The following is a 10,931-nucleotide window of genomic DNA, read 5'->3' on the forward strand; positions in this document are numbered from 1 at the left end:
CAAATTTAAGATTGAGAAACTTGTGTTAGCTTTTCCCATGTTGAGGGACGCATTTTCCAAACGTTGTAAGCGAATATCAGATGTGACAGGAACATCATAGTACCACCAATAGCTCTCCAAACCCAGTATGGGGTCATCAAATTAACAGACTCCATAAATGATTCTCCGGCAATCCAACTTAAACCCTGCAGGGTTCCTCCTATCATCAACGGAATGCTGTAAACGAGTATACCGATGAGGGCTAACCAGAAATGAGCTCCCACCGCCAGCTGCGGAGGCTCACTTCCCGTCAATCGAGGAATTAATCCATAGATCCCACCCCAAATTAGAAATGCTACAAATCCATACATGCTCATATGGGAATGGGCGATCGTAAAGTTTGTAAAGTGCCATACTTTATTAAGGGATCGAAAAGCTTCAAGGGTACCCTGATAAGACACAATAGCGTAAAATATTACGCCAACAAGTATAAATGGTAACGAATAGCTTCGAGCAAAGGAACGCCAACTACCCTTCATTGTAAGAAGAAAGTTTCCTGTACCTGCAGTTACAGGTACGATCATTCCAACGCTAAAAACAATAGCAACTGTTTGAATCCACCAAGGGATGGGACTAAATACAAAGTGGTGTGATCCAATCATGGTGTAAAAAATCATCTGAGTCCAGAATGCTAACACTCCCAGAGAGTATGAATATATCGGCTTGTTAAGCAGCTTCGGAAGGAAATAGTAAGTGAGCCCTAATACCATGGGCGTAAACCACTGTCCAACTCCCTGGTGCATATAGTAACCCTGAATAACGGTTTGGCTAATACCATCCTTTTGGTAACCCGGTAGATATGCGATACTTACTAATATGATCGTCCATAAACAGGCTGCAAGGATATACCAATTGGAAATATAAATCTCTGTTACCTTTCTATCCGCTATTGTTTTATATAGGTTGTAGGCTACCAATATGAGCCCCCCTGCAAATAATGCAAAGATAGGCCAGATTATTTCTCTGTACTCCTGGCCGCCATTATTTATACCCATCATTAAGCTTATAACTCCAAAGAGAACTGAGATATTCATCAATCCCAGGCTTGTCCATCCCAGTCGGTAGCTATAGAGTTCGCGTTGGCTTGTACGTGGAACGACATAAAGGGCAAGGGCAATCATCGCCTGCGATAGAAATCCCCAAAACAGCACATTAGTGTGAACCGGCCGCAACCTTCCAAAAGAAAGCCAGGAAACGGAATCTAATTCCGGCCAAACAAATTTAAATCCTACATATTCACCGACAAGCGTTCCAAAAACCAACCAGAAGGCAGATAGAGCTACAAATGAGAAGATAAGCCTAATCGACTCTAAAGAAGTATCTATTCGTTCTCCCACCTTTGATTTTTCAACCGTCAGTGGTCGTTGTTCAGATAGTACAGCTGATTTTTTTTCCATTCTTATATTGAATTGAAATCTTACTTGTTAAATAAATTTTGTTAGTAGTTTTAATTGTAACTCATGTAACCTGATTATTACTTCATTTTTTTCTCTAACTTTTGCAGGAAACTATTGATAGTTTTTATTGGTAAATCGGACTGAGGGCGATCTTTCATAAATGACAATCCAGTTGACGCGGATATCTCACTTATACCTTCTTTTTGTACGATATGTAGATATAATAGCTCAACCTTTCCAATATCAATACTTAATAAGCCTATGCCTCTTCTTTCCCCAATTTTATACAGTCCATCCTTTTCAACCACATCATCCACAAGTTCAAATAACTGTTCATTCGAGATGTGATACTTACGCTTAATTGGGGTTGCCATCAGGTCTGATCATATCAAATTTTTGTGACATTTCAATGAAAATCTGTCTTTTTACTGTAATACTTTCGTCCTTGCTATTCTCAACAAATAATCGAGTTAAAATACCCATTAGAATAGAATGAAAGCCACCGAGATCACCCAATGCAAATCAAATAATTTTAGCTTTATGTATTTGTTCATTAAATCCAATGTTTTCTCGTTCTGTAATTGTAGATATCGACGCATAGGATAGCCCGGAGTCGTAGCCGTTAATCCCACAATCACCCTGCCATCGTCACACAGGATGTTGTAGGCCAAACCAAGGTCTACGACGTTTACACCGAGCCTGGCGTCAATTATCTCTCAAAGCTTCCGGGCTATCTTGCGCCGATCTATGGAAGTAGAATCTATAATTCATTACTCAGCATTTTTTACCGATTTGCACTTTCCAAACCTCCGGTCCTTTCTCCAGATAGTCCCAACTAAATTTTCCCTTGCCATGAATGGCAGCCATTTGATAGCGGAGTGGTTTAGGATCGTGATCATTGATAATGATAAATTTTTCTCCTACTTCAAGAGCATCATACGTATCAAAAATAGTAGAGTGCTTTTTATGAGGTGCTATTTTTCGTACATCCAATTGTTTTATTGTATCGTCCATTATCTTGTTTTTTGATTTTTCTTAAAGTGTTAAATCATTTAATAGATTCAGATACATTGTCCCAACTCTCAATCAAGTGCTCGCGCTTGTTTTCGCGGCCGCTCCATTCATCTACTTCCGGAAGGGCATCCTTTGCCTCATTTATCACATGGTCGGCCCACTCTTCAGACAGCCGCTCGTTTAGCTCGATATAATCTACCCACTCCATAGGTACTTCATCATCAGGATAAATGGCTTCCTCGGGACATTCGGCCACACATGCATCACAATCAATGCATTCAAAGGGATCAATCACTAAAAAATTTGGCCCTTCTCGAAAGGCATCTACAGGACAAACAGCAGCACAGTTTGTGTGCTTACACTGAATACATGGATCGGTTACGACATAAGCCATAATTACTCATAATTGGTGCTTTTCTTAATTTCATTTCAAAGGTATGAGTAGCTAAAATTAATTTCAACTATAAAATCGGTTTTTACCGATTTTATTGACTAATTACATTAATATGTCTATTTTCTAACTGCTGAGCTGATAACACAAAAAGATAGATTATTATGAGTAACAGCCAATCACTCAAAGGTCTTACAGCCGATGCTACAATCGGGCAAATTGTAAGTGCTGAAAAAAACGCAGGAGAACTGCTTTCCTCTATTGGCTTATCACCTAACAATCACGAATCCGAAACCCTGCGATCGGTATGCCAACAAAAGAAATGGAGTGAAGTAGAAGTCTTAAAATGGCTAAAGAAGAACCAACAGAATAATGGCGCACCAAAAGGAGTAGAGGATGAGGAAGAACCACCAGACTTTGGAAAAAACTTACAGAAGTGGTGTAAGTATCTGGAACGACATTTTCTGACAAGAAATACTGAACTACTTGATGATATTAACCGAGATTTTCCCCGAGTCCACAAAATACATGGCAACCAATACAACTGGTTAAAAAATATGCATTGGTATCTTGACAAACTGGAGGAAAAATTAAACTACTACTTCTATTTCCAACGTCATAAACTATTTCCCCTTCTTGAGATCTTAAAAGACTCAAATAAGAATGTATTACATGGTACCATCAAAAAGGTAAATAACGGAATTGAAATTATTGAGGAAGATCAAAGTACTATTTTAGAGTTAATTGACACCATTGAGGAAAAGGGACAGGGGTTAAAAAATCCAGAATGCACATGTTCAACACTTCGTATTCTTAATTATAATTTTAGAACACTATTTTCTTCGCTGAGAAAACAAATAGCCATAGAACGGGAACACCTTATCCCATTGGTAAAACAAAAATTAAAATCGGGATAACCTGACCATTCATATTAAATCCTACTGTTATGTTTACAGGATCAAAAGAAAAACTACTAGAACTTATTAAGAGGAAAGGTACCATCTCAATAGATGAGGCGGTTAAAAATACCGACTTAGCGAAAACAACTCTTCGAGAACATTTTCTGCAACTGGAACGAGACGGATATATAGAGCGCGATTATATACGCTCTGGACCAGGCCGGCCAAGCCTTGAATACCAACTTACCCAAAAGGGAAATAGCCTATTCCCTTCCTATGAATCAGCTCTCATCAAGGAATTACTTAGTTTTTTAAAGTCAAAAGATGATGATGAAACGATAAAAAAATTCTTCAGAACTTTTTGGGAAGGTCGAATTGAAAAGGCCCAACACCGTATGGATCAATCCTCAGAAACTGACTTCGATACAAGGGTTGAGGCTTTAGAACATATGTTGGAAGAAGAAGGATTCATGCCCGAAATTAATATGGATGAGGAAAGCGAAACCCTCACCATTAAAGAGTGTAATTGTCCATTCAGTGAAGTGGTCAAAGAAACCAGACTTCCTTGCAAACTTGAAGCCATGTTTTACAAGAAGCTCTTTAATGATAAAGCTGAACGAACCACCCATATTGCCGAAGGAGATTACTCTTGCACTTATAATATCCCAACCAATGAATAAATTTTATTACATCATATCCCTAATATTTCCATAAACCTGTAAAGGTGATAACCATGATTGTACATGACCTAGCAAAATTTGTAACCAATGCAACATATAATGATTTATCTGATGAGGCAGTTAAGCAGCTTAAAATAAGACTGCTGGATTCCTTAGGAACAGCTATTGGGGCTATTGAGGGGCCGCCTGTTCAATCCATTCGAAAAATGATAGACGATTATCTGGGCGGATCGCAATTATCTACTTTAATAGGAGGAGAAAAAACAACCCCTGAGCGCGCCGCTCTTTACAATAGTGCCCTGGTACGATATCTCGATTTCAATGACAGCTATTTAGCTAAGGGAGAAACCTGTCACCCCAGCGATAATATTGGCTCTATTCTAGCGGCCGGAGAAACAACTGATCTTAGCGGAAAAGATTTTCTGACAACTTCGGCTGTTGCCTACCAGATTCAGTGTCGACTAAGTGATGAAGCCCCGGTGCGCGACAAAGGATTCGATCACACCACCCAGGGTTCCTATGCCGTAGCAGCAGGCGTATCGAAAGCATTTGGACTCGACGAAGAAAAAACAGCCAATGCCATTGCTATCGCAGGTACCGCGCTGAATGCTCTTCGAGTAACTCGAACCGGAGCCCTTTCTAACTGGAAAGGACTGGCATATCCTCACACTGCTTTTGGCGGGACCCATGCGGCTCTTCTGGCAAAACACGGAATCACTGGTCCACCTGCTGTTTTTGAAGGTAATAAAGGATTTATGGATTCCATTGCCGGAAAGTTTTCTATTGACTGGTCCGCCGAAAACCTTGAACGCGTGACTGATACCGTTATCAAAAAGTACAACGCCGAGATTCATTCCCAATCCTCCATCGAAGGGATCATTGAACTGAAGGATAACCACGGTTTTTCAGCTGATGAGGTAGAAAAGATAGAGATCGATATCTTCGACGTGGCATATCATATAATCGGCGGAGGTGAAGAAGGGGACAAAACCATTGTTCGAACGAAAGAAGAGGCTGACCATAGTCTTCAATATATGGTTTCTGCTGCCCTTCTTGATGGAGAAGTGATGCCCAAACAGTATCGAAAAAAACGCATTGAAGCTGATGATATCCAGTCACTGCTCCAAAAGGTACAGGTATCTCCCAAAAAAGAATACAGTGACCGATTCCCTGATGAAATGCCAACAAAGCTAACAGTACATCTCAAGAATGGAGTAACACACGAGATTGAAAAACGTGATTATGAAGGTTTCCATACCCGACCTATGAGCTGGGACACTGTTATTCAAAAGTTTGAAGGATTGGCTAAGCCTTATACCTCGCAAGAACTTCGTGAAGAAATAATAGATCACGTAACCAATTTTGAAAATTATAAAGTAACAGATTTAATGAATCTACTAAAAGATGTAGAAATTGTTTCTCTAACCACAATCCCCACGATGAATAATTAAAGGAAGTTTTACTATGAGTGAAGAAAAAACATTCAATTTCCTAAACAAAAACGAACGAGAACCAAAACCCCGAACTACAGGCGTAACAGAAATTCGCGGTCCTTACTATGCTGTAATGGGCAAGCGATACCTGCAGGATATCATGGAAACGATGGGCGAACATGTTGATTCGCTTAAGTTTTCGGGAGGATCATTCTCCATCATGCCCAAACCGGCCGTACAAGAGCTGATTGATATTGCTCATGATCATGATGCGCTGGTATCCACCGGCGGATTTATGGAGTACGTCCTGACGCAGGGCAAAGACGCCGTCAATCAATATATCAATACCTGCAAAGATTACGGTTTTGATATCATTGAGCTCTCGGCCGGATTCATCACCCTGCCCACCGACGACTGGCTTCGTCTGATCGAAAAGGTGCAGGAAGCCGGACTTAAAGCCAAGCCCGAAATTGGCATTCAGTTTGGCGCCGGCGGAGACACGGCCCAAGGAGAGCTGGAATCGGAAGGTACGCTCGATACCAGTTATGCAGTCAAGCAAGCCAAGCGGTTTGTAGATGCCGGAGCCTATATGATCATGATTGAGTCGGAAGGCATTACTGAAAACGCCGACCCGTGGAGAACTGATGTCCCGGCTGCATTTATCAACGAAATCGGCCTGGAAAAGCTGATGTTTGAAGCAGCCGATCCGGAAGTTTTCGCCTGGTACATCAAAAACTATGGTCCGGAGGTGAACATGTTCGTGGACCATAGTCAAATTGTGCAGCTCGAAACGCTGCGTCGCGGAATCTGGGGAACCAAAAGCCTTTGGGGACGGGTCCTGACCTATAAAAATTAAACTACCCTCAAAATTAGCTTAATATCTTTGATGTATTAAGTCATATCCATGCGGAGCTGGTCAGGATAATCCCTGGTCAGCTCATTTAATATTTAACCTAAATACACATAAAACTATGAGTAACAATAATTCTGTTTTTCCACCCGCAACACCAATAATGTCACAAAAACGAGCTGACCTTGCACCTGAGCAGGTCGAAGCCTTTCGAAATTTCAGTAAGGCTGTATTTAAAGAAGGCGCTCTAGATGAAAAAACAAAACAGCTGATCGCCGTGGCTTCGGCTCATATCACCCAGTGCCCCTATTGCATAAAAGGACATACCAAGCAGGCGAAGCAAAAGGGCGCAACTAATGAAGAGATTATGGAAGCAATTTGGGTTGCAGCAGAAATGAGAGCCGGTGGTTCTTATGCGCATGCAGCTTTGGCTATAGATGAAATCGAAAAAATAGACGGATTATAATATACACGATTATGGAACAACGAATTAATTATCAGGAAATAGCACCAAAATCATTAGAAGGTATGTATGAGATTGAAAAGTATGTCGCGAATTCACAATTGGAAGATTCATTAATTCAATTAGTAAAACTGCGAGCATCTCAAATTAATGGTTGCGCATATTGTATCGACATGCATACCAAAGACGCACGACAGGCAGGGGAAAGCGAACAACGATTATATACCCTAAGCGTGTGGAAAGAATCTCCTTTCTACACAGATCGTGAACGCGCTGCCTTACGGTGGACCGAGGCACTTACAAAGATTTCAGCAAATGACGTTTCAGATGAACTCTATGAGTCTGTTCGCAAACACTTTGCCGAGGCTGAGCTAACGGCGCTTACTATGGCGATCATTGCCATCAATGGCTGGAACCGATTGGCTATAAGTTTTCGAAATGTTCCCGGAAGCTATAAACCCGAACTTGCTAAATAATGAATTTTAGCTACTTATTATGAAGAACAAAAAACAACATGTTGTCATTGTTGGTGGTGGATTTGGTGGAATATCTGCTGCTAAACAACTTAAAAAAGCCGATGTGGATGTTACACTTATAGATAAGTCAAATCACCACCTGTTCCAGCCGTTGCTGTACCAAGTGGCCACTGCGGCTCTTTCGCCGGGTGATATTGCAGCCCCTATCCGAGCCATTATCGGTGAGCAACCAGGTATGCACATATTGCTGGGAGAGGTGACAGACATTCATCCCGAGAAAAAGAGTCTTGAGCTGGCCGACGGGCGCACAATCTCGTATGATAAGCTTATCATGGCTCCAGGCGCCCAGTACAACTACTTTGGCAATAATAAATGGAAGGAGCACGCCACAGGACTAAAATCCATTGCTGATGCCCTGGATACTCGCGAACGCATCCTTCTTTCACTTGAGGAGGCTGAGCAGATTAATGATCCCAAATTGCGTGAGCCTTATCTGACCTACGTGATCATCGGGGGTGGACCTACCGGCGTGGAAATGGCGGGAGCAATTGCCGAGATCGCCAAACGCAATATGATGCGTGACTACAAGAATATCAGCAAAAACGAAACACGCATCTTTCTAGTCGAGGCTGGTCCCAAGATCCTGAACGGCTATCCGGAGGAGCTCTCCGAACGTGCTCGTCAAATGCTGGAAGATATGGGGGTTCGCGTGCTACTCAACACACCAGTTACTAATATAGAAGAGAATGCTGTTCAGTTTAGCGAAGGAACCATTAATACACCTAATATCATTTGGGCTGCAGGCGTTGTAGCATCACCATTATTAGATACGTTAAATGTGGAGCAAGATCGTACCGGCCGGGTAAAAGTAAATGGCAATCTGAGCGTGCCCGAATATCCAAATATATTTGTCATCGGCGATGCGGCCCATGTTAAAGGTGAAGACGGAAGTCCGCTTCCCGCCCTGGCACCGGTAGCTATGCAGCAAGGTAAATTTCTCGGGCAACTTCTTAAAAAGGCCCCTTCCAAAATAAATGATACTCCTACATTCCATTATAAGGATAAAGGAACTATGGCAACCATCGGTCGAGCTAAAGCCGTAGCTGATATTAAAGGTTTTAAATTTAGTGGTTTCCCCGCCTGGTTTATGTGGTCGTTTGTTCACATTCTGCAATTAATGTGCTTCCATAATAAAACGCGCGTTTTCCTTGAGTGGATATGGTACTATTTTACATTTAAGCGTGGGGTTCGCCTGATTACTGATCGCCTTGAATGTAAACATTGTAGCGAAAATGAAGCTTTATCAAACCTAAAAACCGACCATCCAGAGTATGACCTCTCAAAAAATAACCATAACTAAAAATAACAGGATCATGATAAAATATATATCTGGATTCGCACTAGGAATAATGCTGCTTGTAGCTAGCACTGCATTCATAACTGCCCAGGATAGTGATACAACCGATACCACAAAACAAGATGAGCTTTCGCTTATTACTGAAACGCCTGAAGAAGGTTTTCAGGTGGCGGTACAACTGGCCAGAAAAGGGGTAACTACAACGCAGCCCGACAAGGATGTACTGTTTATGCTGCGGGATGTCTATTCTAAAGACCCGGACGCGCTTATTGCCAGTTCCCACGTTGTCGCGGTACACTACCAAACGGTAGCGGCAGCTAATAATTATTGGCGCGAATAAAGAAAAAGGTGCTGATATGAAAAGTTCTCTTGTTAATGCTCTGAAATCCCAAGTGGGCCGTAAGATCTTGACCGGCGTAACTGGCCTGGGGCTTATTGTTTTTATTATTGTCCACTTGGCGGGAAATCTGACGCTCTTTGGCGGTGCAGAAGCATTTAATCGATATACATACAATCTGGAAAGCCTTGGCTGGATTTTATATATCCTGGAGGGGTTTCTGGCCGTGGCGTTTATCCTGCACGCGGCCATCGGCATATCAATATGGCGCAAACGTCGCCTTCTTGAAGCAAGAACTGTCGTTTGAGCATCCGCTTTGGACGAAAATTATTTTTACATAGTTCCCACTCTTTATCGGATAGTGAGACGTGCTCCTGAAAACTTGCTTTTAGTTCCTGATACATTCGGGATCTACTATGAGATTATCAGATGTTGACACAAAAATGAGACATTAAAGATTTATAAAAATGTACAGGGAATTATCAGGAAATAAAAAAGCGGATATCCTCCAGAAGAGAATACCCGCTTATAGGTGTATGGGACGTTAACCTCAAAAAATTGCCTATGGGTAGCTATATAGATAAACAGGAGTTGAATCGTTGGATTAGTGAACTGGAGAATCAAGAACAGCTGAATGCTCTACGTTCGATGATATTCAGTGCCAAAGACCATGTAGGATTATGGAGAGAATTATCAAAGTCAGCCCTGCAGAAAATCGGGCATGATACTGGAGTTCCAAAGACCGATATTCACTTGACAAATAAACGGTTTTGGGAAGTTGTTTGTTCAATGAGAGAAAGCAGCAAACCTTGGAGCTGGGATGAGTTGCCAGAAGAGGTAAAAGCCGGTATACAGAGAGGAAAGGAAGATATTGCTACTGGACGGTATTACAGCAATAAAAAAGTATGGAAAGAAATTGAAGAAAAATTTGGATATAAATCCAGATTCCTCGACGAGTAATAACCAAACCTATATAAGTCATGGCAGATAAAGATTACAACTTTGAGGAATTCCTAACTGAAGAAAAGGTAAAACCTAAAGTTCGGTTGTGGCATGCGGGAGGGACAGGCCTTATCCTTCCTCACAAATCCGGTATTATATATACAAACCAGACGGGAGGGCGCGGTTGTAGCCACCCAGAGCTTGAAGGATACTATATCCCCTTAGTCGATGAGCAATTAGATCTACAGAAATTATTTTTCGAATATTTTTCAGGACCTAAATGGAACCGGTGGTGTACTCGTTCTGCAGGAATCGATAAAGAAACAGCCGACTATATCAATACTGTGCTAAAAAAATCAACCCTTACTCAAGGATTACAAGTTGATAAAGAAAGCCTAGACAAATCCCACGAGGCTTGGATAAAAGTAATCATAGATAAGGAAAAAATAGACTCTGATTTACCTCTAATGGAAGATGTCGAAAAATCATGGGGCATCTTAACCTGGAAAAACAGCGATTAACTGTGATACTCTAGACGTTCAAAGGATATACTTTGTGGAGAGTGTAAATCTAACTCTGTCTAAGTTAAATAATACGTACTATCAACATACACTTAACTTAGACAACTCATGACACAAGAAGAATTAGACCAA

Annotated in this window: 16 protein-coding genes; 11 read left to right on the forward strand and 5 right to left on the reverse strand. The window is 41.4% G+C overall.

Annotated features, from left to right (window positions below):
* Nucleotides 1-5 precede the first annotated feature (5 nt).
* The 5 genes from BUB16_RS19180 to BUB16_RS19200 all read right to left on the reverse strand — a co-directional run bounded on the left by BUB16_RS19180 (nucleotide 6) and on the right by BUB16_RS19200 (nucleotide 2,844).
* On the reverse strand, nucleotides 6-1,436 hold the full coding sequence (locus tag BUB16_RS19180; RefSeq protein WP_073068119.1) for a cbb3-type cytochrome c oxidase subunit I: 1,431 nt from the start codon (nucleotides 1,434-1,436) through the stop codon (nucleotides 6-8).
* Nucleotides 1,437-1,513: 77 nt separating this feature from the next.
* Entirely contained in the window at nucleotides 1,514-1,810 is a 297-nt protein-coding gene (locus tag BUB16_RS19185; protein ID WP_073068121.1) for a hypothetical protein, read from the reverse strand.
* 108 nt (nucleotides 1,811-1,918) lie between these two features.
* Nucleotides 1,919-2,149 carry an iron-sulfur cluster assembly protein gene (locus BUB16_RS22325; protein ID WP_084088448.1) on the reverse strand — a complete coding sequence of 77 codons (231 nt, stop codon included), beginning with the start codon at nucleotides 2,147-2,149 and terminating at the stop codon, nucleotides 1,919-1,921.
* Between the two features lie 61 nt (nucleotides 2,150-2,210).
* Nucleotides 2,211-2,450 (reverse strand): DUF2249 domain-containing protein, encoded by a 240-nt coding sequence (locus BUB16_RS19195; RefSeq protein ID WP_073068125.1) that lies wholly within the window; start codon nucleotides 2,448-2,450, stop codon nucleotides 2,211-2,213.
* 34 nt (nucleotides 2,451-2,484) lie between these two features.
* Nucleotides 2,485-2,844, reverse strand: a complete 360-nt coding sequence (locus BUB16_RS19200) for a ferredoxin family protein (RefSeq protein ID WP_073068127.1) — start codon at nucleotides 2,842-2,844, stop codon at nucleotides 2,485-2,487.
* A gap of 161 nt (nucleotides 2,845-3,005) precedes the next feature.
* Between BUB16_RS19200 and BUB16_RS19205 the strand changes: the two genes are divergently transcribed.
* From BUB16_RS19205 to BUB16_RS19255, 11 genes are all read left to right on the forward strand, one after another.
* The gene (locus tag BUB16_RS19205) at nucleotides 3,006-3,758 is read left to right on the forward strand and encodes a hypothetical protein (protein WP_073068129.1); all 753 of its coding nucleotides are present in this window, start codon (nucleotides 3,006-3,008) and stop codon (nucleotides 3,756-3,758) included.
* Nucleotides 3,759-3,787: 29 nt separating this feature from the next.
* Nucleotides 3,788-4,420: a helix-turn-helix transcriptional regulator gene (locus tag BUB16_RS19210; RefSeq protein WP_073068131.1), complete on the forward strand. Its 633-nt coding sequence runs from the start codon at nucleotides 3,788-3,790 to the stop codon at nucleotides 4,418-4,420.
* A 53-nt stretch (nucleotides 4,421-4,473) separates the two neighbouring features.
* Nucleotides 4,474-5,871: an MmgE/PrpD family protein gene (locus BUB16_RS19215; protein ID WP_073068133.1), complete on the forward strand. Its 1,398-nt coding sequence runs from the start codon at nucleotides 4,474-4,476 to the stop codon at nucleotides 5,869-5,871.
* Nucleotides 5,872-5,884: 13 nt separating this feature from the next.
* Nucleotides 5,885-6,709, forward strand: a complete 825-nt coding sequence (locus BUB16_RS19220; RefSeq protein WP_073068135.1) for a phosphosulfolactate synthase — start codon at nucleotides 5,885-5,887, stop codon at nucleotides 6,707-6,709.
* Between the two features lie 115 nt (nucleotides 6,710-6,824).
* Nucleotides 6,825-7,169 carry a carboxymuconolactone decarboxylase family protein gene (locus BUB16_RS19225; protein WP_073068137.1) on the forward strand — a complete coding sequence of 115 codons (345 nt, stop codon included), beginning with the start codon at nucleotides 6,825-6,827 and terminating at the stop codon, nucleotides 7,167-7,169.
* An 11-nt stretch (nucleotides 7,170-7,180) separates the two neighbouring features.
* Entirely contained in the window at nucleotides 7,181-7,642 is a 462-nt protein-coding gene (locus BUB16_RS19230) for a carboxymuconolactone decarboxylase family protein (protein WP_073068139.1), read from the forward strand.
* 19 nt (nucleotides 7,643-7,661) lie between these two features.
* Entirely contained in the window at nucleotides 7,662-9,002 is a 1,341-nt protein-coding gene (locus BUB16_RS19235) for an NAD(P)/FAD-dependent oxidoreductase (RefSeq protein WP_073068141.1), read from the forward strand.
* 49 nt (nucleotides 9,003-9,051) lie between these two features.
* Nucleotides 9,052-9,339 carry a hexameric tyrosine-coordinated heme protein gene (locus BUB16_RS19240; protein ID WP_084088449.1) on the forward strand — a complete coding sequence of 96 codons (288 nt, stop codon included), beginning with the start codon at nucleotides 9,052-9,054 and terminating at the stop codon, nucleotides 9,337-9,339.
* A gap of 16 nt (nucleotides 9,340-9,355) precedes the next feature.
* Nucleotides 9,356-9,643 (forward strand): succinate dehydrogenase/fumarate reductase transmembrane subunit, encoded by a 288-nt coding sequence (locus tag BUB16_RS19245; protein WP_073068143.1) that lies wholly within the window; start codon nucleotides 9,356-9,358, stop codon nucleotides 9,641-9,643.
* 257 nt (nucleotides 9,644-9,900) lie between these two features.
* Complete coding sequence (locus BUB16_RS19250; protein WP_073068145.1) at nucleotides 9,901-10,296, forward strand: hypothetical protein; 396 nt, start codon at nucleotides 9,901-9,903, stop codon at nucleotides 10,294-10,296.
* Nucleotides 10,297-10,316: 20 nt separating this feature from the next.
* Entirely contained in the window at nucleotides 10,317-10,799 is a 483-nt protein-coding gene (locus BUB16_RS19255) for a DUF6210 family protein (RefSeq protein WP_073068147.1), read from the forward strand.
* Nucleotides 10,800-10,931: the final 132 nt, after the last annotated feature.

The sequence above is a fragment of the Fodinibius roseus genome (assembly GCF_900129315.1).
In the GTDB taxonomy this organism is placed as follows: domain Bacteria; phylum Bacteroidota; class Rhodothermia; order Balneolales; family Balneolaceae; genus Fodinibius; species Fodinibius roseus.

Coding starts and splice junctions, on each gene's coding strand:
- BUB16_RS19180 (WP_073068119.1), bottom strand. CDS start 1,436: ATGGAAAAAAAATCAGCTGTACTATCTGAACAACGACCACTGACGGTT.
- BUB16_RS19185 (WP_073068121.1), bottom strand. CDS start 1,810: ATGGCAACCCCAATTAAGCGTAAGTATCACATCTCGAATGAACAGTTA.
- BUB16_RS19195 (WP_073068125.1), bottom strand. CDS start 2,450: ATGGACGATACAATAAAACAATTGGATGTACGAAAAATAGCACCTCAT.
- BUB16_RS19200 (WP_073068127.1), bottom strand. CDS start 2,844: ATGGCTTATGTCGTAACCGATCCATGTATTCAGTGTAAGCACACAAAC.
- BUB16_RS19205 (WP_073068129.1), top strand. CDS start 3,006: ATGAGTAACAGCCAATCACTCAAAGGTCTTACAGCCGATGCTACAATC.
- BUB16_RS19210 (WP_073068131.1), top strand. CDS start 3,788: ATGTTTACAGGATCAAAAGAAAAACTACTAGAACTTATTAAGAGGAAA.
- BUB16_RS19215 (WP_073068133.1), top strand. CDS start 4,474: ATGATTGTACATGACCTAGCAAAATTTGTAACCAATGCAACATATAAT.
- BUB16_RS19220 (WP_073068135.1), top strand. CDS start 5,885: ATGAGTGAAGAAAAAACATTCAATTTCCTAAACAAAAACGAACGAGAA.
- BUB16_RS19225 (WP_073068137.1), top strand. CDS start 6,825: ATGAGTAACAATAATTCTGTTTTTCCACCCGCAACACCAATAATGTCA.
- BUB16_RS19230 (WP_073068139.1), top strand. CDS start 7,181: ATGGAACAACGAATTAATTATCAGGAAATAGCACCAAAATCATTAGAA.
- BUB16_RS19235 (WP_073068141.1), top strand. CDS start 7,662: ATGAAGAACAAAAAACAACATGTTGTCATTGTTGGTGGTGGATTTGGT.
- BUB16_RS19240 (WP_084088449.1), top strand. CDS start 9,052: ATGCTGCTTGTAGCTAGCACTGCATTCATAACTGCCCAGGATAGTGAT.
- BUB16_RS19245 (WP_073068143.1), top strand. CDS start 9,356: ATGAAAAGTTCTCTTGTTAATGCTCTGAAATCCCAAGTGGGCCGTAAG.
- BUB16_RS19250 (WP_073068145.1), top strand. CDS start 9,901: ATGGGTAGCTATATAGATAAACAGGAGTTGAATCGTTGGATTAGTGAA.
- BUB16_RS19255 (WP_073068147.1), top strand. CDS start 10,317: ATGGCAGATAAAGATTACAACTTTGAGGAATTCCTAACTGAAGAAAAG.